Annotated in this window: 13 protein-coding genes and 1 pseudogene; 7 read left to right on the top strand and 7 right to left on the bottom strand. The window is 42.9% G+C overall.

What is annotated here, in order from left to right; translation table 11 throughout:
* The first annotated feature begins 73 nt into the window (after window positions 1-73).
* The 7 genes and pseudogenes from AB3G73_RS20745 (at window position 74) to AB3G73_RS20715 (ending at window position 10,608) form a co-directional block, all read left to right on the top strand.
* On the top strand, window positions 74-3,334 hold the full coding sequence (locus AB3G73_RS20745) for a SusC/RagA family TonB-linked outer membrane protein (protein WP_367745551.1): 3,261 nt from the start codon (window positions 74-76) through the stop codon (window positions 3,332-3,334).
* 19 nt (window positions 3,335-3,353) lie between these two features.
* Window positions 3,354-5,288: a RagB/SusD family nutrient uptake outer membrane protein gene (locus AB3G73_RS20740; RefSeq protein WP_195649256.1), complete on the top strand. Its 1,935-nt coding sequence runs from the start codon at window positions 3,354-3,356 to the stop codon at window positions 5,286-5,288.
* Window positions 5,289-5,340: 52 nt separating this feature from the next.
* Window positions 5,341-6,798, top strand: coding sequence for a sulfatase (locus tag AB3G73_RS20735; protein WP_234133845.1), 1,458 nt, complete (start codon window positions 5,341-5,343; stop codon window positions 6,796-6,798).
* A gap of 17 nt (window positions 6,799-6,815) precedes the next feature.
* Complete coding sequence (locus AB3G73_RS20730; protein WP_367745550.1) at window positions 6,816-8,198, top strand: alpha-L-fucosidase; 1,383 nt, start codon at window positions 6,816-6,818, stop codon at window positions 8,196-8,198.
* 22 nt (window positions 8,199-8,220) lie between these two features.
* A pseudogene (locus tag AB3G73_RS20725) lies at window positions 8,221-8,406 on the top strand (hypothetical protein); the annotation flags it as partial.
* 102 nt (window positions 8,407-8,508) lie between these two features.
* Window positions 8,509-10,071: a sulfatase gene (locus tag AB3G73_RS20720; RefSeq protein ID WP_322019859.1), complete on the top strand. Its 1,563-nt coding sequence runs from the start codon at window positions 8,509-8,511 to the stop codon at window positions 10,069-10,071.
* A gap of 270 nt (window positions 10,072-10,341) precedes the next feature.
* Window positions 10,342-10,608, top strand: a complete 267-nt coding sequence (locus tag AB3G73_RS20715; RefSeq protein WP_167511699.1) for a hypothetical protein — start codon at window positions 10,342-10,344, stop codon at window positions 10,606-10,608.
* Between the two features lie 104 nt (window positions 10,609-10,712).
* Here AB3G73_RS20715 and AB3G73_RS20710 read toward each other — a convergent pair whose 3' ends face one another.
* The 7 genes from AB3G73_RS20710 to AB3G73_RS20680 form a co-directional block, all read right to left on the bottom strand.
* Window positions 10,713-12,266 (bottom strand): LamG domain-containing protein, encoded by a 1,554-nt coding sequence (locus AB3G73_RS20710; RefSeq protein ID WP_195649258.1) that lies wholly within the window; start codon window positions 12,264-12,266, stop codon window positions 10,713-10,715.
* Between the two features lie 36 nt (window positions 12,267-12,302).
* Window positions 12,303-14,231: a RagB/SusD family nutrient uptake outer membrane protein gene (locus AB3G73_RS20705; RefSeq protein WP_367745549.1), complete on the bottom strand. Its 1,929-nt coding sequence runs from the start codon at window positions 14,229-14,231 to the stop codon at window positions 12,303-12,305.
* Window positions 14,232-14,244: 13 nt separating this feature from the next.
* Window positions 14,245-17,490: a TonB-dependent receptor gene (locus AB3G73_RS20700; RefSeq protein ID WP_195649260.1), complete on the bottom strand. Its 3,246-nt coding sequence runs from the start codon at window positions 17,488-17,490 to the stop codon at window positions 14,245-14,247.
* 36 nt (window positions 17,491-17,526) lie between these two features.
* Window positions 17,527-18,918 (bottom strand): glycoside hydrolase family 76 protein, encoded by a 1,392-nt coding sequence (locus AB3G73_RS20695; protein ID WP_195649261.1) that lies wholly within the window; start codon window positions 18,916-18,918, stop codon window positions 17,527-17,529.
* A gap of 14 nt (window positions 18,919-18,932) precedes the next feature.
* Complete coding sequence (locus AB3G73_RS20690; protein WP_320980637.1) at window positions 18,933-20,180, bottom strand: SusE domain-containing protein; 1,248 nt, start codon at window positions 20,178-20,180, stop codon at window positions 18,933-18,935.
* Between the two features lie 15 nt (window positions 20,181-20,195).
* Complete coding sequence (locus tag AB3G73_RS20685; RefSeq protein ID WP_258979412.1) at window positions 20,196-22,169, bottom strand: LamG domain-containing protein; 1,974 nt, start codon at window positions 22,167-22,169, stop codon at window positions 20,196-20,198.
* 187 nt (window positions 22,170-22,356) lie between these two features.
* Window positions 22,357-26,397: a response regulator gene (locus AB3G73_RS20680; RefSeq protein WP_367745547.1), complete on the bottom strand. Its 4,041-nt coding sequence runs from the start codon at window positions 26,395-26,397 to the stop codon at window positions 22,357-22,359.
* Window positions 26,398-26,431: the final 34 nt, after the last annotated feature.

Genomic DNA, 26,431 nt, shown 5'->3' with positions numbered 1-26,431 from the left:
GCATATCCGTAAAGACTTTGTTCGCGTACATTTGCAGTACAATAACCTTATGTATAACTTTAAATAAAATGCAATGAGAAAACTAACATCATTACTCACCATGCTATTGCTAGGTATCAGTTTCGTGTATGCGCAGCAAGTCAGCATCAAAGGTACCGTTACAGACAAAAGGCTTAATGAGCCGATTATCGGTGCCAGTGTATTAGTGGAAAACACAAACAACGGAACCATCACAGATATAGATGGTAACTTCTCTCTCAAAAATGTCGCTAAAGGAAATGTGCTGATCATATCTTATATAGGATATCAGCCTCAACGCCTGACATTCGACGGCAATCAAACGACTTTCAAAATCATGCTGACCGAAGATACGCAAACATTGGATGAAGTGGTTGTAGTAGGATTCGGAACACAGAAAAAGGTGAACCTAACCGGAGCAGTAGCAACTGTAGATACCAAAACGTTGGAATCCCGCCCGGTTACTTCCGTATCACAGGCCCTGCAAGGGGTCATGCCGGGATTGAACATTGACGTGAATGATAAAGGCGGACGACTGGATAAGAATCCGACAATGAACATCCGTGGCGTCGGTAACCTGGGAACAGGTTCCAGTGCTTCACCACTTGTTTTGATTGACGGTGCCGAAGGAGATATTAACACGCTTAATCCACAGGATATTGCTAATATTTCCGTATTAAAAGATGCAGCTTCCTCTTCTATCTACGGATCTCGCGCTCCGTTTGGTGTGATATTGATTACTACTAAATCCGGAGAAGCAGGAAAGACAACGATTCAATATTCAGATAACTTCCGTTGGTCTCGTCCGACCAATATACCCGACATGCTTGACTCCTATCGTTTTGCCAGATATTTCAATGCAGCGCAACTTAATACTGGAGATGGTAACAAGAAATTTATTTTCGATGACAACACTATTGATCGTATCCAACGATACATGGCAGGCGAGTATCCATACACCTCTGATCCGGAAGGTTCTCAAGGGAGTAATTTTTTCCCTTTCAATGGAGCGTCTAATGATAACCAAAACTGGCCGCGAAACTTCATAGACAAAACATCTTTCGGACAAGAACATAATTTAAGTATTTCCGGTGGAAGTGAAAAGGTCAAGTATTATATCTCCGGTGCTTTTCTTTCGCAAGAAGGACAAATGAACTACTCTGACGAGAAAAAGAAACGTTTTAATATCAGCGGAAAAGTCAGCGGACAGGTAACCCAATGGTTAAACCTTGACTTCAATGCACGATTTATCCGTGAAGATATTGCAATGCCTACGTTTATCAATCTCTATGGCGACCGTTTCTTTGCAGAAACAACCAAGTTATATCCTACAATGCCATTATATGACAACAACGGACACTATACACGTAACCCCAAGTTAATGCAGTTAACTTCCGGAGGGCGTTCCAACTCAACGAAAGATACTTACTTCACCCAGGGAGGATTTCATTTAACCCCCATCAAAGGATTAGGCATACACGGGCAAGCCAGTCTGCGTACCGAAAGCTATCAACATCAATACAACATTAACAAAGTATATCTATACACTCGTGACAATCAGCCGGTTGAAGAACAATGGCTGGGTGGTGACGACGATCTTGCCGCCGGAAGAACATCTGCACAAAGCGAAACGGAACAAACTTCCATGGTAACTACGGCTCTTTACGCAGACTATGAATACTCTTGGATGAAGCATAATTTCAAAGCTACCGCAGGTATGAATTCGGAATATTACCGCATCAACAACATGGTAGGCAAACGCTATGACGTAGTCAACGAACTGGTCCCCAGTATCAATACCGCAACAGGAACGAGTGTACTGAAAGCCTTCACAAGAGAATGGGCTACAATGGGTTATTTCGCACGCGTCAACTATGACTACGACGGCAGATACCTGATTGAAGGAAATATCCGTCGTGACGCGACTTCCCGTTTCCGTGGAGATCAACGTTGGGGAACTTTCCCTTCCGTATCCGTCGGTTGGAATATTGCACGCGAAGCATTTTGGGAACCGATACAACAACAAGTAAATCTTTTGAAACTCCGTTTCTCTTATGGTAGTCTGGGAAACCAGAACACAGAGAGCTTCTACCCTACCTATTCCATTCAGAACATTACAGTAGGTAGCGCAGACGACGGAGGCCGTTGGTTGCTTGAGCAGGCCAACAAGTCAAGTATAGCTTCTACTCCCGGACTTGTAAGTTCATTGCTCACTTGGGAACGGGTCACCAGTTACAATGCCGGTCTGGACTTCGGAGCTTTCAACAACCGTTTGACCGGATATGCGGAATATTATGTCCGCGACACAAAAGACATGGTAGGACCTGCCGAAGAGATTTCTCCGATTGTAGGTGCGTCAGCCCCGAAACTGAACAATACATCTTTACGAACCAAAGGATGGGAATTACAAATAAATTGGCAGGATAGAATCGGTCAGGTAGGTTATCACATATCTCTCAACTTATCCGATGCGCAGACTGAAGTGACAGAATATCCTAACCCTGACAAGACATTCTATACCAAAGACTCTGATGGTAATACAATAGAAAGTTACTGGAAAGGAAAAAAACTAGGTGAAATCTGGGGATTCAAGACAGTAGGCATGGCAAAAACCGATCAGGAAATACAAGATTATATAGCTATCCATGACCAAAGCAGACTTCCCAATGTTGGCAATAACATCTGGAAAGCAGGTGACATCATGTATGCGAATCTCGATGATAATGCTGCTATTGAAAAAGGGACTTCCGCCAACGACCCGAAGGACCTCTGCATTATCGGCAACAGTACACCGCGCTATCGTTTTGGCATCACATTGGGAGCAGATTACAAAGGTTTTGATATCAGCATGATGTTCCAGGGAGTGGCCAAACGCGATATATGGGTAGGTGGAGATGACAGATCTGTATATGAAAAAGGTATGATTTTCTGGGGAGTCAACGGAGGACAATGGGACTCTACAGGATACGAAGAACATTATGATTTCTTCCGCCCGGAAGGTGACGAACTGGGAACAAACCTAAACGCTTACTTCCCTCGTCCCATCATCGGAAGCAAGCAAAATCAACAAGTACAGACTCGTTACCTGCAAAATGCCGCTTATATCCGCCTGAAGAATCTACAAATCGGATATACCTTACCGAAAGCGCTGATACAAAAAATCAGTTTACAAAAAATACGGATCTTCTTTTCTGGTGACAATCTTTGGACAGGAAGTAAAATGAGTAAGAATTTTGATCCGGAGCTATTATATCAGAATGGTATGAGTTACCCACTAAGCTATACACTCTCCTTCGGTGTCAACATCACATTATAAACCTTAAAAACAGATTATTATGAAACTAAAATATATATTCTTTTCATTCATGGCTGCCTCATTCACTTTGAGTTCATGCAGTGACTTTCTCGACAGGCAACCCTTGACAGACAATACGGACGAAGGATTCTTCACCGAACCGATTCAATTGCAGGCATATTGCAATAAAAAATATGATTTGCTCCCCGATTATAAAGATGTCAATCTTTTCAATGATGACGAAACGAGTGATAATCAGGCAGCAGACGCACCGAAAGATCTCTTTTTGCCCCAGCGCATCAAAGTAGCAACAGATGGCAGCTATAACCGGCAGGAACATTTGCGGGATTGTAACCACTTCCTGCACTATGCTCTTGAGAACCTGAAAAGCGGAAGACTTAATAATACCAATGAAACACAGCAATATATAGGCGAAATGTATTTCTTCCGTGCCTATATTTACTTTGAATACCTAAGAAAGTTTGGAGACTTCCCTATCATTACGGAAGAACTTACCGCTGATGACTATGCCGCCAATGTGGAAGCAAACAAACGTAAGCCACGTAATGAGGTAGCACGTTTTATTCTTAGCGATCTGGATGAAGCTATCAGCCGTCTTTTTCCCCGTAGCAATGCATTAACCAACCACCGGTTGAATCAGGAATCCGCATTATTGTTTAAGTCCCGTGTTGCTCTTTATGAAGCCAGTTGGGAGACCTATCACAAAGGAACAGCCCGCGTACCGGGTGGTCCGGGATGGCCGGGAGGAACATTTGATGGTAATCTGGACACAGAAACAGACTTTTTCCTGACACAGGCAATGGAGGCAGCAAAACCTATAGCAGAAGCATTTCTACCCAATATCACCGATAAAATTGAAGACTACATGAATTTGTTCAACCAATATGATTTATCATCCAATAAAGAAGTATTGTTATGGCGTATGTATGCCGTAGATGCAACAGTCAACAGCAAGGTGGAGGGTACGTATCATAGTATCTACTACGGAGAAAAAACAGAAGCCCAAGGTTGTGCCGGCAAAGACGGAGGATACACACGCTCATTAATGGAAACATTCCTGACCACTAACGGTTTGCCTATTTACGCAACCGGCAACACAGAATATCAGGGTGACGCAAGTATTGAAGATGTGATGAAAAACAGAGATCTGCGTCTGGTACAATCAACTTCCAAACCGGGAGATCTCATATGGAGGGGAGCAAACCTTGACCAGACAGGTATCATGAGATATGTCAACTTGCTGAATTCATATGAAAGCGTATCTCATTCCACTACCGGTTATATGGTACGCAAAGGATGGAGAGACAGCAACGTTACTATGAATGATAATTCGCCATTGGCTTATATGATTTTCCGTGCTTCAGAAGCATTCCTCAACTATATGGAAGCCGATTGTATGAAAAACGGAGGAATTTCCATAGATGCAAACAGCCAGAAATACTGGAAAGCATTAAGAAAACGCGCGGGAGTATCAGATGATTATCAAAAGACCATAGACAACACTGACCTGAACAAAGAAAATGACCTGGCTGTATGGTCGGGCAATGAACAAGTTAGCAGACTGCTTTATAATATCCGACGTGAACGCCGTTGTGAGTTTATAGCTGAAGGTATGCGCAAAGACGATTTATTCCGTTGGCGTTCACTAGATAAAATGAAGAATTATATAGTGGAAGGATTCAACTGGGAAGAATATAAGAAAGAGGAGTATTATGTACATCAGACGCAACTGGGATTGAAAATCTATGATAGCAAATATCTGCGACCATATGCCTTCAACGAGTTGATTATCAACAACAATGGCTATAACTTTGAAGAAGCAAACTATCTTACCCCGATTTCTTATGACATCTTCCGCATGTCGACACCAGTGAAAGGAGGAGACCCAACCACTTCAGTTGTATATCAGAATCCGGGATGGCCGATAGGCTCCAATCTCTATGCAAATCAGTAGCAATTCAATATAAATCATAATCCATTAGAAATAAAAAGCTATTTTTGCCATTATGAGTATTACAACAAGTATGATATATCACCGGACATGGATAATCGGAGCAGCACTTGCTGCTCCGATTCTTCCAGTTTCATCACAGGTCCCCCCTAACCTAGTCTTTATCATGGCCGACCAATATCGGGGAGATGCATTAGGTTGTGTGGGCAAAGAACCTGTAAAAACCCCTTGTCTGGATAAACTTGCTTCCGAAGGAATCCTGTTGACCAATGCAATCAGCAGTTATCCCGTTTCATCACCGGCACGGGCCATGCTGATGACAGGTATGTATCCGCTCCACAATAAGGTGGTAGGCAATTGTAATTCACAAACTGCCCCCTATGATGTAGAACTTCCTCAAGAAGCCCGCTGCTGGAGCGACGTACTGAAAGATATGAACTATCAGACCGGATATATAGGCAAATGGCACTTGGATTCTCCTCATAAACCTTATGTAGACACCTACAACAACCGCGGTAAAGTAGCATGGAACGAATGGTGTCCGCCCGAACGTCGTCATGGTTTCGATCATTGGATAGCCTACGGGACGTACGATTACCATCTAAAGCCCATGTATTGGGATACTACCGCCCCACGCGATAGTTTCTATTATGTAAACCAATGGGGACCTGCCTATGAGGCAGATAAAGCCATCGAATACATTCAGGCACAAAAAGAGAATAAACAGCCTTTCGCATTAGTCGTTTCAATGAATCCTCCACATACAGGTTATGAACTGGTTCCCGACAACTATAAAGCCATGTATAGGGACTTGAATGTAGAAGCTTTGTGTGCCAATCGCCCCGATATACCTGCCAAAGGGACTGAAATGGGTGACTATTTCAGAGACAACATACGTAACTATTATGCATGTGTTACAGGAGTGGACGAGAACGTAGGACGTATCGTAGACGAATTAAAAAGAAACGGGCTCTTCAAGAATACGATTATAGTGTTTACTTCCGACCACGGCATCTGTATGGGTGCTCACAACCATGCAGGGAAAGATATTTTTTATGAAGAGTCTATGCGTATCCCCATGATTATTTCCTGGCCAGAAAAAATTCAGCCGCGTAAAGACGAACATTTGATGATTGCTTTCGCCGACTTATATCCTTCTCTCCTATCCATGATGGGATTCCGGAAAGAGATTCCCGAAACGGTACAAACATTCGACTTATCCCGGGAAATCCTCGGCGAAAGTAGAAGAGAGGTCATACAACCTTATTATTTCGTACAGTTCGACAATCATGCCACAGGTTATCGCGGACTACGCACAGCAACCCATACCTTTGTAGTACATGCCCAAAATGGTATTATAGACGAAACAGTTCTTTTCGACCGCACAAAAGACCCATATCAAATAAACAATATAGCCGAACACTCCCCCAAGTTAGTCCGGCAGTTCCGGGAACAACTCAAGAAATGGCTACACCATACCCATGATTCATTTGCCAATTATCTGACCCCCTAATAAATAAATTAAAGACCATGAAGAAACTACATTACTTTATTCTTTTTATCTTTTGCACAGTTACCTGTCTCGCACAACAGCAGAACATCCCTGTCCCCAAGCCTCACCAACTAAAATGGCATGAGGCGGAATTGGGAGCCGTCTTCCACTACGACCTGCATGTGTTCGACGGCATCCGCTATGATCAAAACAACAACCGCATTAACCCCATCGAAGATTACAACATATTCAATCCTACCAAACTGAATACCGACCAATGGGTGCAAGCCGCCAAAGCTGCCGGATGCAAATTCGCTGTGCTGACAACCAGTCACGAAACCGGCTTCTGTCTTTGGCAAAGTGATGTCAACCCTTATTGCCTGAAAGCCGTGAAATGGCGGGACGGCAAAGGAGATATTGTACGCGACTTCGTGAACTCCTGCCGCAAATATGGTGTGCAACCGGGCATTTATGTCGGTGTACGATGGAATGCTCTGCTAGGCATCCACAATTTCAAAGCCGAAGGAGAAGGAGAATTCGCAGTCAACCGCCAGACATGGTATAAACGCCTGTGCGAGAGAATGGTTACCGAGCTGTGCACCCGCTACGGCGATCTCTATATGATATGGTTTGACGGTGGAGCCGATGACCCGCGCGGTGACGGTCCGGATGTGGAACCTATCGTGAACAAATACCAACCGAATTGTTTGTTTTACCATAATATAGACCGTGCCGACTTCCGCTGGGGAGGGTCGGAAACCGGTACTGTGGGCTATCCTTGCTGGTCTACTTTTCCCGCTCCCTGCTCGCACCATAAGCGTTTGGAACAAGACAAAGACCTTTTGGAGTTGCTAAAACACGGAAGCAAGGACGGCAAATATTGGGTTCCCGCCATGGCAGACACTCCATTAAGAGGAGCTAACGGACGTCACGAATGGTTTTGGGAACCAGATGACGAAAACAATATTTACCCGGTGGACGTGCTAATGGACAAATATGAAAAATCGGTAGGAAGAAACGCCACGCTAATCCTTGGACTTACGCCCGACCCCACAGGGTTACTTCCCACCGGAGACGTGCAACGGCTCAAAGAAATGGGAGATGAAATCAATCGCCGGTTCGCTTCACCGATAGCACAAACCGCAGGACAGAAGAAAAGCCTGCCCCTTAAGTTTGGCAAAAAGCAACCCGTAAACTACTGCATCATCCAGGAAAACATCAAAAATGGAGAACGCATCCGTCAATATAAAGTAGAAGCGAAAGTGAACGGCAAATGGAAAACCGTCTGCACAGGAGAATCCGTAGGCCACAAACGGATTGAAAAGTTTGAGCCGGTAGAAGCAACGGCACTAAGACTGACTGTACTCGAATCTACCGCATTACCGGATATTATCAATTTCAGTGCATACTCCGTCCAATAAAATCGGAAACATGAAAAGAACCATCCGCACCATGAAAGAGTATGGATTTGACTTTTTAAAGATAGATAACCAATCTTTCACGCTCCCGTTTTATATGGACGGAACGCAGGCCGTTCGACAGGCAAAGTACTGTAACCTCGCATTAGAACATCAAGCCCATCGTATGCAGCTGGGATTGATGAATTGTATGGTACAGAATGTTTTGAATATAGTATGGGGTGATTCTAACGGAAAGCAGTAATTACGAAGTATCCCCATCAACAAGATAGGCATAATTGAAATAAAGAAATAACACCCAAAAACTCCCCCCATGAACAAGAAAGCTCTATTTCCTCTCACACTTTTGCCGCTGGCCGCAACTTATTTGCAGGCACAGAACAACGGCAGTCTCCGAAGTGAATGCACAGACAAACGTCCGAATATCATCCTCTTTATGGTGGATGATATGGGATGGCAAGACACTTCCCTCCCATTCTGGACGCAAAAGACACGTTACAACGAACTGTATGAAACACCTAATATGGAACGCCTCGCCCGGCAAGGAATGATGTTTACCCAAGCGTATGCCAGCAGCATCAGTTCTCCTTCCCGGTGCAGTCTTATCACCGGAACGAATGCAGCCCGCCACCGGGTAACCAATTGGACACTACAAAAGAATACAAAGACGGATCGCGAAGACAAATTACTGGATGTTCCGGATTGGAACTATAACGGAGTAAGTCAAGTAGCCGGCACTAATAACACCTTTGTCGGAACCTCTTTCGTACAACTCCTAAAAGACAGCGGTTATCATACCATCCATTGCGGAAAAGCCCACTTCGGTGCCATAGACACGCCGGGAGAAGATCCACATCATTGGGGATTTGAAGTCAATATCGCCGGACATGCCGCCGGAGGGCTTGCCAGTTATCTTGGAGAAGAGAATTACGGACATACCAAAGAAGGGAAACCGGTTTCATTGATGGCTGTTCCCGGGCTTGAAAAATATTGGGGTACAGAAACTTTTGTAACCGAAGCGCTGACTTTGGAAGCTATTAAAGCATTGGATAAGGCAAAGAAATACAACCAGCCTTTCTACCTGTATATGGCTCAATACGCCATCCATATCCCGCTGAACAAAGATAAACGTTTCTATGACAAATACAAGAAGAAAGGGATGACTGACCACGAAGCTGCTTATGCAACGCTCATTGAAGGCATGGACAAGAGTCTTGGTGACTTAATGAACTGGCTGGAAAAGAATGGGGAAGCTGATAACACGATTATCATTTTTATGAGTGATAACGGAGGGCTTGCCTCCGAATCTGAATGGCGTGACGGCAAACTGCATACACAGAATTACCCTTTGAACAGTGGCAAAGGCTCTACCTATGAAGGTGGTATTCGCGAACCGATGATTGTCAGCTGGCCGGGTGTAGTGGCTCCAGAAAGCAAATGCGACAATTACCTGCTGATAGAGGACTTCTACCCCACTATCCTCGAAATGGCAGGAATCAAAAAATACAAAACAGTCCAGCCAATAGATGGAATCAGCTTCATACCTCTGTTGAAACAGACAGGCAATCCCTCCAAAGGCCGGAGCCTTTTCTGGAATATGCCTAACAACTGGGGAAATGACGGTCCCGGAATCAACTTCAATTGTGCCGTTCGTAACGGCGACTGGAAATTGATTTATTACTATGGAACAGGCAAGAAAGAGTTGTTCAATATCCCTGATGACATAGGTGAAAGCAACGACCTTAGTGCACAACATCCGGATATCGTGAAAAAACTTTCCAAAGAGTTAGGAGACTATCTAAGAAAAGTAGATGCACAACGACCTACTTCCAAAGCTACCGGCAATCCTTGTCCCTGGCCGGACGAAATAAAATAGATTACCCAAACAAAAGGAGTGTGGCGGGGAGTGTGGAATAATTCCACACTCCCCGCCACTATTTCCACACATTCCACATACGGTTCTACACAGTCCTACGCCTTTCGAAATCACATACACCTTTATTTATCAACCACTTAGCATATCGCTATTTTTTTGGCACGCGCTTTGATCTTTAATAAAACGTTAGCGAAAAAGTAATAACCAATTCCTTAACACAAAAGTAGAGAATTGAAAACATATGTCTAATAATCTTTAAAGCAAACGATTATGAAAAAATTAGTATTAGTAGTAGCAATGTTTATGTTTGTTTGTGGTGGTTCATTCCTTGTAAAGGCTCAGAGTTCTGCAGAAGCTGTGACAGCCCCGACAGAAGTCAATGCGACAGTTGTCAATGATACAGTAGTAAAAGATACTGTAACTAAAAAAGACGAGCCTGCAACGGCATCACTGGTTGCATTAGCCGCTAATGTCAATGATACAGTTGTCACAGACACTGCATCTAAAGACAAACCGGCTGTGCCTGTCAAGGAATAACCTTGCCAACAACAAGCAGGACATAGTCTGCTGAACAATAGTAAGCACACTACAAAAAAAGCCATCCCTACTTTCGTCTATTCCGGGGATGGCTTTTTTTATTTTTATTCCAATATCGGATCTGCTTTCCAACTTGAAACGATATTTGCCGCCTCTGCTTCAAAACTCTTTCCTACCAAAGACACAAATGTCTTAGTATTGCCATTTCCATTATTGAACAACCAATTAGCTACCATTCCATCCTTATCCTCACTCAACAACTTGCCGCTCTGCTCGGAAATTTGTTGTTCCGATAAGGCTTTTGTCCAAATACGGGCATAACTGATAGCTCCGTTCAACCGGCGTTTACCATCAGACTGTCCGATGTAGAAATCAGAAGTAAGATTGATCTCTTTCAAATCATCCGGCGTACCGTTTGATAATTGAAGCGTTTCTTTGGCACCATTTACATACAATGCAATCCGTTCACTTCCGCTCTTACTATTATCCAATACCACAGCCACATCATACCATTTATTAGTTTCTATCTTGGTAGAACCTTCATAGCGGATACTGCCTTTATCATCTGCAGCAAGCTGAAGGAAACGTTCCTCATTATTGCTTCCTCCTTTATGCACATCGACACGCAGCAGGAATTTCTTCTCTATACCCATCACTGTATTAATCCGGGCATTTCCATTGTCATCTCCATTCAACGACTCAATGTTGAAACGGGCTTCAAACGTGATCGTACTCAAATTCTTTAGCGATTCATCTGCCGTACCATTATATTCAAACGGTACTTTAAAGTAATTACCGCTACCCAGGTTCGCTACTTTATCTGCCTGTACCACCGTTACAGTCAGACTTAATTCCTGCTCCGCTTCGTCTCTGACAAACACGGTAGTGATACCCGCTTTTTTACCTATTAAATTGAAACGAGTGTCATCCACCTGCTGAATAGCTACAATCTCTTCATTCTCTGCTGTCAGACTATAACCTCCGTTTCCTTTTTCTACCGTAATCATGATCTTATTGTTGACTCCCACTCTCGGTGTCAGATTGGAGACATCAATAGAAATCGGATTTACCGTCACCTGAACCACTGCCTGTTTTCCTTTATGGTCTGTAAAAGTCACTGTTGTATGTCCGTTCTTCAAGCCTGTCAAAGTATAGAAAGGACGGAACTGGTCTGTATTGACCATGCTGACAACCGTTTCGTCCTCCACCTCATAAGATAATTCATCATTGCTGGAAAAATTCCCCATGCTGACAATCAACTGCTTTTCACCGGAAACTTCCAAGATCACCTCCGGCTCATTCACTTCCAGTTCAAATACACCTACATTCACAGAGATATTGGCAGCTACTCCTTCTCCATCCATTACTTCGATGGTAGTGGCTCCATTCTGTGAGCCACTTTTTACAGTTATCAATTCACCGGAAACAGTAGCCGTTGCAATGGCAGTGTTGAAACTTCTCACGGTATAGTTTCCGTTTCCAACCACTACATTCACTTTGGCTTCCTCATTCTGCCCGATACGTATCACCGGTTTATTCACAATCAACTCTATCAAGTCTTTAGCCACATCGTCATCATCATCGTCATCACAACCTATAACGGCAAACGATAATACCGACAAAAGCAACAGACACATATATGTATAGATTCGTTTCATCTGATTTTCTTTTTAAAGTTATACATTCCTACCGGTTTACCATCCGGGATTTTGTTCAATGGTCGGTGTCTTCTGCAACTCACTCTGGCGAATGGGGAACAGATAATGCTGAATAGAGAAAGTACGTTCTTCCACGCAGAAACGCTCCATTCTATATTTCACACCGTCAACCGTAATCGCTCCATTCTCATCCTGTACCGGACGCATTCCGTTAATCATTCGCTGGCAACGAGGCAATGCACCGTTATTGGCAGCCCAGTATTTCTGTGTACGTTTTGAGTTGTCGCTTCCACTAGATTTCCAAAGGCTTTCCTTTGCCAGTTCTTCCTTACTTGTCGGCTCCAAATACAAACGGCAAGTCCACGGACGTTTTCCCTCATAAAAGAGTTCCACGCGACGTTCGCGCTGAATGTATTCACGCATCAACTGCTGATTCGTTTTTACTTCCGGCGGCATCGGTTTCATAAAAGAACGTTCACGAACCGTATTCACCAATTTATAAGCTTCATCAATATCCTCTCCCAATTCATTACAAGCCTCCGCATAAATATATATAAACTCCGGAAGACGCCAGATGGCGGGCGCATTGATACTGAAATTACCGGATTTGTTCCATGACTCCTGTTGGAATTTACGTAAATAATAACCAGTAGTAGTTGCATTGGTAGCACCAATCTTATCGGAACCACTCGCGGTATTGATCGTTTTCGACTCGTTCTTATTATTACGGTAAGGAGCTCCGTGATAAATTACGTCGCGATAGAAACGCGGGTCACGAGTACCTTTCACATACGGATTAGCATCGTCATAGCCACCTTTACGGGCTTCTGCCGAATACACCGGATAACCATAATCACCTACGATATATTCATATTCATCCACTTGTTCCTGCACCGGTTGCTGTCGCGAACTTCCCTCACGGCTAGGCGGATAAATATCTCCCTGCCATGCCTGATCCTTGCTCTTCGTCATAAAGAACACATACTCATTGGCAAAGGCATCCATATCATAAAACATATCCCACAAACGAGCATATACACGGCTGTCATTCAGATTACCGTCAGCCGGATCCTTGAAATCATTTGCGTCATGTTTCGTATAGAGAGAATAACGCTTGGTGCCACCGACTTCGAAATCCAAAACGGCTTTGGCCGCTTCTTTTGCTTTTCTCCAACGAGTAGCATCGTAAGCATACTCATCTTCGAACACACGACGCAGGTTATATCCATATTGAGAAGCACCATTCCACAACGGAGTAGCTGCTACCCAGCGAACAAAAGAAATCAATCCCAGACAGGCTCCCTTATCCACACGACCGAAATTCTCAGAAGTTTTCACATATTTATTGGGAACCATGCCATAAGCTGTTTGCGCATCCGTCACAATCTTCTCGACCATCGAATGAACAGACTCTTTCTTGAAGTCCATATTATCTCCGGCATTAATCACACGATCAATATAAGGAGCTTCGCCATACATACGCATTAACAACATGTGGAAATAACCACGCATGAAATACATTTCACCGATACGGTTACGAAGATCACCATCCTGCTGAGGATTATCAGGAGTGTTATATTTTTGTACATTTTCTATAATCAGATTCGCTTTACGGATTCCTTCATAAAGAGCCTCCCAATATTGTCCAAAACTACCGGGCAAAGAGTTCGGGTTCCAAGCGCCGTTATTGAAGTTATTCGTTATGTTTCCCTCTACGTTGGTTCCTTCACATTCGTCCGTAATGGCACTGTTGCTGAAGTGTTCGAAGAATACCAACGGACGGTCTGCTTTCTTTGCAGCCGCATATACGTCGGAGACTAGTCCGTTCACTTTTTCGTAACGGGCAAAAACGTCCGCTTCCGTAATATTATCATCATCGTCCCGGTCCAGGTAATCGCTACAGGAAGTAAAGACCAAAGGCAGGACCAATAAAGCAATTGCTAAAAATCTATCTAACTTTTTCATATTTCTATCTTATTTAGAATGTAATATCAATACCAAAATTGAATACCTTTTGAATAGGATACCAGGAAGCTCCGTCTCCGGATTTCGTTTCCGGATCGATATCCACATCACCCAGTTTATCAAAAGTCAACAGATTCAGACCTTGCACATAGATACGTGCCTGTTGCACATGGAATTTACGTAATAATTTGGGCGATACATTGTAACCAATTTCCACATTCTTAAGACGCAGGTATGAAGCATCATACAAAAACAAACTGCTGTTTCCATTCTTGTTGTTATCATGTGTTCCATAATGTAATGCCGGATATTTGGCAGTAGCAGCCGTTTCTGGTGTCCAACGGTCCAGATGCATTTTCTTCACACGTCCGATCTTATCCTGTTCAAATTGCGGGAAGTCAAATACAGCAGCCCCATTCAACAGAATAGATGATTTTGTCGCACCTTGCAATAATACACTAAAATCAAAGTTCTTATACTGGAAACCGAAAGGAATACCGAACATCAGTTCCGGACTACGCGGATTTCCCATTGCCGTACGGTCTTCATCATCAATCACTCCGTTACGATCCAAATCCTTATAAACAACATCTCCCGGAATTAATTGTCCCCACGGCTGATAACCGATTTTGTTCAGGCGGTCAGCTTCTTCCTGATCGGCTACAAAATGATCGAACACATAGACGAAGTTTTCGTATAAACGTTTACCGGTCTCTTTACGCCAGGAATTCTTACGGGCAACTTCCGCTTTATATTCCAGACGGTTGCGGGAGAAAGTCAGGTTCGGACGGATATAGTAACGGAAATCCTTTCCAATCTTATCGTTCCAGCTCAATTCGATATCCACACCGCGGTTGCTTACTTCACCCAGATTCTGTAAAGCCGCATCCTTACCTACAATGTCCGGATATCCCATGATACCGTCACCGTTCATATCCGTAATAATGTCAAAACGATATTCATAAAATGCATCTACCGTCAATGCCAACCTTTGATTCAGGGTAGTAAAATCAATACCGACATTCAGTTTACGAGCTTTCTCCCAAGTCAAACTTGCATTAGCCAGATTACCTTCGGAATTACCGCCTACATTTGTACCAAAGTTATTACCGAAATCATAACCGCTACCACCACCATAGAAAGCCAGATAAGGGAAACGGCTGCTGACATTGTCACTACCTACCAAACCATAAGAAGCTCTTACTTTCAGGAAATCAACCCAGGAAGCTTTTTTCATAAATTCTTCTTCTGAGACTACCCAACCGATTGAACCCGCGGGGAAGAATCCGTAACGTTTGCCCGGAGCGAAATTCTCGGAACCATTGTAACCGAAATTGAATTCCATCAGATACTTCTGATTATAATAATAAGCAAAGCGCCCGGTGATACCTTGGCTATGATAAGCCAGCTCATTGTTAACGGTACGATTACCACGGTTTGCCAATAACATGGCTGTCACTTCGTGACGATCGCTAAACAAACGGTTGTAATCCAAACGTGCTTGTATATAAGTACGTCCATCAGAAGCATTATGACTGAATCCGTTACCGATAGTCTGGTCAATATCATACTTGTTACCTGTTTTATAAGCACCGGTATAATGGCCGCCAGTCATATAAGCATCTGAACCTTCAATCGGCATAAACGTTGCATACTTCGGATATTCACGATATCCATCCTTGTAAGTATCCAGTTTGCGGTTAATCCATCGTCCTTCGGAAGCATCATAAGAAAACATCAGTTCCGCCTTTAATCCTTTCGTCAGAAATCCCATATCCAGATTCATCGCAAAACTACCGTTCAGATAAGTATTCTTCTCATTCAAATAACCCGTACGGCTCAATTCACCCAAAAGATTGTAGCGATAGATGTTGTCACCATAAAGCATTCCACGAGGGTTCTGCTGAATATATTCCTCATTCTGCGGATGCGAGTTTTCTTCCACCAAAATGGGCAGATAGGGAGGTTGAGTTGCACAGATGGTCATCAGGCGACTAGCCGTTGTACCCGGTGCATTACGGTCAGTAATACGGGCTCCCAAGTCCAGACGGGTACTCAAATAACGATTAATGTTAATATCAATGTTTGAACGAAAGTTGTAACGGGTGAATTTGGTCTGTGAGTCATATTCACCAGCATTCGCATATTTGTAGTTACCTCCTTGTGAGAAGTAATTAGCCAATACATAATAACGTACCTTGTCCGTACCTCCACGGATGGAGAGGCTTACATCTTCCTGCAAGCCCGGTTTAAAGGCAAAATCATAATAATCCCAGTCATATCCCAAGCCATCGGAGTTATCTCCTTTGGCGCGGCGGAAGTTATCAATCGCCTGTTGAGAGAAGAGGTTCAAACTGCTGATGTCTGCACCCGTCATCTTGGCATCGTTCAATCTGGCCTCATTATATAAGGTTGCATAATCGGCAGAACCTAAATATTCGGGGAAACCGATCGGCTGGTTAATACCGATAGAGGCTTTCAGATTCACGGTTGCCTTTTCCGCTGCTTTACCACGTTTGGTGGTAATAACGATTACACCATTTGCACCACGGATACCATAAGCGGCAGTAGCGGAAGCATCTTTCAGAATAGTGAATGTTTCAATTTCATCTGGTGCGAGGTAACTCATGTCACGTTCGATTCCATCGACAATGACAATAGCACTTTGATTACCGTAAGTTGCCTTACCACGGATAAACAATTCACTTTGGTCAACACCCGGTTCACCACCCGCATACTGGTTTACAATCAAACCAGGCAGACGTCCGGCAAGTGCATTGTTGATATTAGCCGTAGGACTCTGCGTCAAATCTTTTGTCGTAATGGTAGCAACAGAACCGATCATGGTTTCTTTACGTTGTTTGGTATAACCTACCACAACCACTTCCTGCAGGGCTTTCGTATCTTCCTGTAGTAAGACAGTCAGTTCCTTCTTTGCACCGGGAACAATTTCCTGCGGCTGGTAACCCAGATAGGAAAACACCAACGGAGCTTCTGCATAAGGCAGTTTCAATGTAAACTTACCATCCATATCCGTAATCGTACCTGCATTGGCCACTCCTTTCACGACAACAGACACACCGATCAACGGGTCATTTGTCGTCTTGTCCAATACCGTACCTGACACTGTTATCTTATTGCTTTGTGTGGCCTGCACCTTTGCCGTTCTTCCCGTTTGCGCCACCCCCTGCAAAGGTATACCTGCAAGAAGAGTGCAAGAAACAGCCACCAGACAAATATTTCTTTTTATATGTATCATCTTTCTTTTCGATTTTCTATGTGTAATAAATCAATCTTATTCCTCTGCTTTCTTACCGAAATCCGGTCCGACCCAGTTGGCTTTTTCCGTTGCTTTACCTTGCACCCAGTCTTCATAACGGGCACGGATTTCAATCATTGTTGCTCCCGGGACTTCCGCATTCAAGGAGATTGTCAGACGATCTTCCCTGTTGTCGCGATTACCGAAGACCGGTGCTTTTGCCCAGTCGTACTCCCACACATAATAGCCTTCGGGATGAGCCAACGTCCAAAGCACATCAGAACAGCTGCGCAATGCAGCAATAAACTTATTCTTGGTCTTTTCCGGATAAAGGCTGCTAGTCGGCTGTTTCACCATATCCAAAAAGTAACGGACAAATATTCCACGGAATAAAAGATTATCTCCCGAATTTCCTTCACCACTGAATACCGGATAGTTGGAATCCATTTTCTTATTCACCTGGTAAGAGCCGAAAGCAACTGCATTACGAAGATATTCATCCTCACCGGTAGCGTTGTACAACTCCAGAGCAGCCGCCATAAATGTTCCCTGATTATAAGACAAGGCTACTTTATCAGGATCTCCCGGTGTACCGTCATCTTTAATACTAAGATTATCATATACCTGTCCGGTGGAAATATCACACAGATAAGCCGTCATCCAGTTATATACCTCTTTGGCGAAGTTCAGGTAATAAGCAGCCTGCTCTTCCCAGCCGTCTTTAGCCTCTTTAACGGTAAGCTGATACAATTTCATAGCCAGAAGGCAACCGGGACCATTAGAACAAGACATACGTGAAGCCGGCGCATCCGTTTTCCATGCCATTCCTCCTACCCCTTTATAGTCATTCTTCGCTCCCTTAATATGGTTCCACATCTTCATCAACGCACTGTAATAATCCTGATCGCCAGTCAATTCATAAACCCGCAGACAAGACAGTGCCATCCATTCCATATCATCATAGAAGTTATTCCAGAAGTCTTTGCCACCATAACCGCAATGTTCATTCCAGTCATCAAAAGCCGGCAGGAAAGGTTTCATGATGTTTTCATACAAATGAGCCTGATATTCGGGATTATTTGCATGACGGATATAAGCATCGATCACGATATCCAATGCATGTCCCTGCGACCATCCACCGCTACCGCCTGTGCTTGCCGGTTCTCCGGTTTCCGGTGTATTCGGTTTTTCCCAGTAAATGCTTCCGCAAAAGGTATCCCGTCCGCTGGCATTCTCATAAAAATATTTGATATAAGTTCCCGTACTTTTGTCGGCTGCATCTGTCCAGTTCACATCCGACACATATTCGCCAGACGAATTGCCCTTGTAGATATCTCCCAAATCGCCGTCGTCACAAGCTGTAAATATTGCCAGTGCACCGCTTAACAGCAAAGCTCTTTTTGATAATGATACTATATAGTTCTTCATATTATTATTCAGTTTTAATCTTCATTCGTTTCCGAAGCTACCCAACGGTGGGTATACGTTCCAAACTCTGCATTGAAATAGAGGGTCACATCGGTTTTCACCGTAGCATAATAGACATTTCCCTGCTTTTCGCCCCATTGCAGTAACTCGTCGCAAAAACGGAAACTGTAATCCCATGGATCTGTGCCCAATGCCAGTTGATATAAATTATAATAGCTGTTGTCGGTAGTCAGATTCGGTTGCCCTTTATCTTTCTCCTTATGTCCCCAACGGTAGGTTGTTCCGTTGATCTCCATCTTAAAGCTATGACGGGTTTCACCGCTTCCTGCCCAACTTTCCGTTTGTTTCCGGGCAGTATAATTCTTCACACCCCATTTGCCATATCCCAGATAGTTGAAGTTCTGTCTATACCCGCCTGAATGGTTATAAAGATACACCTCTCCTATTTCATCATAACTGATTGTCTGCTCACCCATATTGATAGTAATCCGGTAGATGCCTGATTGAGGAACCGTAATTGTATAATCTTCACCGTCATTACGTTCACGCAACACTCCGTTATCATCTACATAATAATAGCACTTGCGACCTTCAACAGTAGATGTAAAGACAAATGGCTGATCAGCTTTCAATAGAGTAAATGTCTGATAAATTCCCTCATTCTGACGAAGCATCTGCTGCGCTTCCGCTTCATCGCCATCATCTTCTGTACCTGCTCCAGTGATATAAACCGGCTCGTTTTCAGAAGGCATATCATCGATGCCGTCCATCATAAAAATTACGAAATAGCCTTCCAAACTACTAAGAGCCTGATCCAATCCGCAATAAGCACGTACCTTCCAACGCAGTGTGCCGTTGGTATTGCAACGGAACTTAGCCAGTTTACCTATTGTATTTGCCTGATAATGGGTAAAAGTCAGCTGTGATTCCAGCCCATTATTATCCGAAAAAAAAGTTTCTACCGGTTTGGTAAAGTCGCCCCCGATCGTATCAATCAATACTTCATAACGATATACAGTATTTCCGTGCTTCTCGGTAGGCGTCCATTTTAAGATAATATCCGTTAACGAAGCACCCGAAAGTACTACCCGCTCACCGCTAGCCATTGCATCCATTGTTCTGACTGGTTCAGGCGGAACAATCGGTTCATAATCATCCGGATCAAAGCCCGGATTCAGTTTATTGTCACAGGCCGTCAGTCCGATAAGAAAAAACAGCAGGGCAAATTTGATTAGTTTCTTTGTTATCATATTGTTTCTCATATTATATTCCTAGTTTTAGTATGAATGAGGACATCCAATTGGTTCAAAGCGGCTCTTATCTCCATTATAAGTTGCAGGAAGTTCCGCTCCCCAAGCTGGTTTATTTTCGCTTATATTCTGCAAACAAACTTGCGCATCCAATCCGCTACCGCCATTTCCCCAATTTTCAAAAACTGTAGAACCTCCGACACCTTTCGAGAATACCCAATATCCCATCAAGTCAGAGTGTTCTTCTGCATTAAGGATTTTGCACATATTCGCTTTAATTTCACTTTCGTCCAACGCTCTCTTCCACATCCGTGCCTGATAAACTTTGCAATATCCTACCCGATATGAATCTCCGGAACGTCCTATCAACAACGCCTTATCATTTCCACCTACATCTGTCAGATTGAGAGATGAATTAGGGGCACAATCTTCATAAGAGTTATCTGCAGGAGTCAACGTTTCTCTCACTCCGTTTATATACATTTTATAAGCCTCTTTTGTACTTGATTTCGTTCCATCATATACAATGGCTATATGATACCATTTACCCGGAGTCTTACGTCCACCTTCCGAATCATCACAATAAATAGTCTGCTGACTACGGAAACGGGGGTCACTCTTACCATTAATTTTAGTGGCTATTTCAAAACGCGGATTCACATCCTTAGCTTCTGCACGAAGCAGGAATACACTTTCCAAACCTATAAACGATTGCAAAGAACGAGTATAAGTCGGATAGAAAACAACCTCAAGAGTAAGCTGATTCATACTTTTCACCTCTGAATGTGATTCCGCATACTTCTTAATATCAATTTTAAAGCATACGTCATATTCCAAACGATAACATACCGGATTCACATAAACTGGTAAAGTCAATTTCTGACCTGCCGCATCAGACAGTTCCAGTGTAGTAGTTCCAAGCTTCTTTCCTGTTAGTTTTAACTTGGTAGCCCCGTCTTCCGTAATCAATTCAGCGGTTTTCAAATAGGTTTTATTATCATCTGTGAGTTGTGCCAACTTATAATCGCCATTTCCTCTGGTGATGGCAATTTCTGTAGATGCCTCATAGCCACCAATAATTAAAGAAGTTGCTTCATTTTCCAATTTAAGGTTATACGGATTCACTTTCACCGCAATCTCCTCCATGGAACCTTTTTGGTCTGTCACAATCACTTTCACATCACCTCTGGCTTTGGGTTTCAAGGTAATCAGATTCTCTTTTTCAGTGGCCTCCACAATCGTTGCATCCGTAGTAGGCTCGCCATCTCCTACCTGATAAGTAAAACTATAGCCACCATTACCTTTCTCTATAGATATATATTGAGATTCGGCATCCGGTTCGACAAAAATGGCTTCATTACTTTTCAGTGTCAGATCCACGATGTTCACTACCACAGGAAGGATGATCGTTTTGCCTTTCTTATCTGTTATCGTAACATTTACCGGATCATCTCCAGTCTCGAACTTGGCAGTCAACGGAATAACCTGTCCCGATAGTTCGCCCACTTCCAGAAACTTATCAGCACCTTCCGGTATGGAAATCTGGTAATCTCCGTTACCGGTCAAAATCTTCACCAGTCTCTTTTCACCGATAAAGAGGTCAAACCCTTCTTCCGGTGCATCTACCGTCAAATCCCAAAGTTTTGCTACCCGAACCAGCACTCTAGCCACTTTCTTACGCCCATCTACTATTAATATAGTGGTTTCCGTACGGTTATTTTCCTCCAACTGACTATTTTCGGTAGCTTTAATAGTCACCTTATTACCATTGATTGTAGCCGTCGCCACATTTTCATCAAATGGCTTCACATAATAATCTCCATTACCGGAAGTGATACTTACCGTAATCTCATCTCCTTGTAGCAGTGTCACCGAATTATTATCGACAACCAGATCTGTTGCCGGTTTCACTTCCTGTTCTTCTTTATCATCACTGCACGATACCATAAAAAATGGGATAGTCAATGCTGAAAGAAATAAAAAACTAAGTTTCCTTTTCATTAGATTAAAGATTAATAAATTAATACTTTTCAAGTTTATCTACTTAAAACTTCGATGAGACAAAGATAAAATCACTAAACTCTACCAAAAGAAAATTAACTGCTTTTTTTTACCTTTTGGCACGGATATTTACTACATTAACACGGATATTTACTTCTTCTTTTTCTTTAAAAATTCCCGCCACAGACTACTGCTGAACCTCTTCCAAATGTTTCATCCGAAACTCTTTTGGCGTACATTCATACTTTTCACGGAACACCTTAAAGAAAGTAACTTTGTTCGAGAATCCCGAATCGAATACAATTTCATCAATCGTCTTTTTAGTGGTCAGCAATAAATCTTTCGCTATGTGCAAACGACATTCCTTAATCAGATCGGTCGGGCTATCCTCTCCTATCTCTTCCATCTTCCGGTAAAGACTCCGGGGACTGATTGCCAGCCGATCGGCGATATAACGCGGAGTCAAATCTTTGTTCGTTATATTATCATTGATAATCTTCAAAACCGACTGTAGGAACTTCTTCGACTCTTTATGCGTCAACTTCCCGTCCGACTTTTCAAAAGAACTAATTGGCGAACTGAAATAATTCTTCAACACCTCTTTCCGTTCCATCACCTGACAGACAGAAATACGAAGGTACTCCGCACTAAACGGTTTCGTGATATACATTTCCGCACCGGCAGAAAGAGCCTCCATCTGTTGTTCCATCTCGTGCCGTCCGGAAACCACAATAATAGGAATATGCGCCGTCTCTTTCACCGATTTGATCCGCCTGGTCAGTTCAATGCCACCCATTCCCGGCATCATGACATCACAGATTATCACATTCGGATAAACCTCATTCATCACCTGATCCAGCCGTTCGGGATCTTGCAAGGTTACCACATTGAAATCAGCCGAGAATATTTCTCCAATAAACCATAGCATTTCAATTTCATCATCGACCACCAAAAGCGTGGGACGCATCTTGTCAAACTCATACTGTGGAAGTTTCAGTATCGGTTGAGTATCTATCTTGGGGATATATTCCGCCGTGAGCCGCTTTGCTTCCGCCACTCCGGTAGTCTGCTCCATAACTGGCAAGGTGAGTGTAAACATCACCCATCCGTCAGGAGTATTTTCCACTTTCAACGTACCATTCAGTAACTTTGCCATATTATAAGAGATGGCTAGTCCCAGTCCGTTCCGGGAAAAGTTCTTTTCATCCTGATTTTCGAAGTTATCCAAAATAGCATACCGGTTAAAAATATACTGGAAATCCTTTTCCTTGATGGTACTTCCTTCATTTGCTACACGAAGAGTCAACATGTTTTCCCCACTCGTATCCACTTCAATCTTGATACTCTGTCCGTCGGGAGTATATTTAAAGGCATTAGAAATCAGATTAATAATAATCGTATTCAGAAATCCCTTGTCCGAGTTCCACATCACCTGTTCGGGTATCTTGCTCAAGAAAGTGATGTTTCTGGATTTAGCCATTTCGACAAACGTTTTAGCTATTCCTTTCACAATAGAAGACACATTCAATGACTCAATCCGTACTTCCCTGTTTCCTGTTTCAATCCGACGGAATTCAATCAACTCATGAATCAGGTTGTTGAGACGCTCCGCATTCGTCTGAATCATCTGTACGTAGTCCACGACAAATTTACTAAGTCCCTTCGATGAAAGGATTCGTCCGCAAGGACCATAAATCAAAGTCAGCGGAGTACAAAACTCATGTGCGATATTAGTAAAGAAACGAAGTTTGGACTCAAAGACATTCTTTTGATGGCGTTTCTCTATCTCGTTCAGCAATTCCTGCTTTTTACGTTTGGAGCGCAGTATAAAAGAACGTATCAGTAAGGCTGCCAGTAAAAGCAGACAGAAGGCATAAATCAAATAAGCCCACCAGGAAGCATACCACGGATCGCCTATACGAATGACCAGGGAATAGACATCACTCTCTTTATCAAAGACACTATTGTAATATTTCACCAGTAAGGTATATTCACCAGGAGCCATATTCGTAAAAGAGACTCCACTTTCCGAACCATTGTTTACCCATTGGTCACTCAATCCTTTCAGTTTATAGAAATAGGTACAGTTATTACCATTCAGATAATCCACAGAAGCAAATGAAACAGAAAAGAAATTCTGGTCATACTGTAAATTCAAGACTTCAGCTTCTTTTTTCCGGGTGAGAAATTCTCCCAGATTGTATTGTTCACCGAAGATAGACAGCTTATCAAAATAAACAGGAGGCATATAAAGCTGCTCCGGACGGCCATCCGCCCGGATAGCTACGACTCCATTGATTCCTCCAAAGAACAGAGTACCAGTCCGGGAATCCCGAAAAGCGGCACCGTCACTAAACTCTACCACCTTTAAACCATCTCCGAAACCATACGAACGAAAGACATTCCGTTTCGTATCGAAATTGATTAATCCGAGATTGGTGCTCAACCAGAAATTGTCGGACGAGTTTCTAAGAATTGCATGAATGGTATTATTCAGGAAACCATTCTTGGCATTGAAGAGCTGATAAGAAGTTTCCGAAGTGTACTTTATCAATCCGTAGCTCGTTCCAAAAAGATAGTTATTGCTGCTGTCTTTACTGATGGCGAGAATATTATTCAGGGTCATGTTTTCGTATTTGTGAGTAGACACCGGTTCCAGGCCGTTCGTCGTTTCGTTATAGCGGAACACCCCATATCCTTTATTACCAAACAACAGGTTGGTTTCATTCTCCGCATAAATAGTAAAGAAATAGTTCGATCCCAGTTCGCCATCATTAATGATGTAACGTTGCGCATCCACAATCACCGGATTGTCCGGTGTTCCGGCAATACGAGCCTTCACCACTCCCATGCCGACACTCGCCAGCCACAGTTCGGAATCTGCTGTTTCGTAAATGTCATGGATGTATTTGAAATCTTCGTTGCCGATCCGTATTGGTATACTCTTGATACGTTTTTCCCGATATGAATAATAAGTTAATCCTTCTTCGTCTCCTATCCAAAGCAAATTCCGGTGGCTTTTGGCAAAACAATAAACGGCATTACTACTCAAAGCACTATTAGAGGTAGTCAACACCTCTGATCGGCAGTCAGAGATGTTTTTATCGAATTCGTAATCATAGATTTTAAGAATTCCGTTTCCTTTGGTTCCCACCCAAAAAGTACGTTCATCATCAAGATAGATGGCACGCACGGGGCGTTCTATTTTCTCGGTGTAATTGCTAAGCACCATTGATTTGATAGAATAAAGCGGGTTCGAATAAAGATAAACACCTTGCCCGTCTGTACCAATCCAAACAACATCCTGAAAACGGTCCTTCTTGAGACAGAATACACCGCTGTTGATTGGCAACGGCTGAATTTGATAATGATTCGTTTCCTTCTGTTTCTCCAACAGCAGAATACCATCCATCAAAAAGCCCACAAAATAGCTGTTATGATAATGAACGATGGAAGAGATTTTGCCACGTTCCTGTATTTCCTTACCCAGATTGGCAATAAATTCATTCTTCTGGGTCGGAATATGGAAAGCATAAAAATTAAATTCCTTGTCTATGTAATAAAGAGATTGCTCGTCATTGAAACAATAGATCAAGGAGGTCTGATAAATCAGATTCGTTTTTTGGGGTAACAGGGTGATATCTCCCGATGTGGCTTCCTGCTGTATGTCATAACAACGGTTGTATCCTTTCATGACTACCCACATCCGGTTATTACCGTCGATAAAGAAGTTTACGATATCGGAAATCGGAATTCCCGTGATATTGATTTTCTTGAAGACGCCTTCTTTTTTATGATAATAATAAATGCAGTTACTATCCTGGATAATGAACAGATTACCATGACTATCCTTATTCATAAAGAAGAGTTTCTGAAATTCATTATAGTGAGTGATTGTATTGGTTTTCCGGTTCAAACGGTTCAACCCATAGTAGGTTTGAATCCAGTAAATGTCTTCACCCGTATACACAATATTGTCAATCAGATTACCAGATAAGTAATCCTCCTTGTCACGGGTCTTAAATTCCTCAATCTCTTGTCCATCATAAATATTCAGTCCGTCGCAGGTCCCGATCCACATTAATCCACGTTCATCCTGGCACAGAGATGTAATCGAACTATTAGACATATATTCTTTATCTGCAACTTGCTTCAAATTATAAGCATAAGCGTTATGTATCAACAGATTAAGAAAAAAGAATAGAATAAAAAACGACTGTTTCCCCATAGTGTATTATTCTTAGATTTGCTATATGACAAAG

The organism is Bacteroides sp. L008 (assembly GCF_040812255.1).
Classification (GTDB): domain Bacteria; phylum Bacteroidota; class Bacteroidia; order Bacteroidales; family Bacteroidaceae; genus Bacteroides; species Bacteroides vicugnae.
The sequence above is the reverse complement of the archived record's forward strand: the minus strand, read 5'-3'. Positions and strand labels throughout refer to the sequence as shown.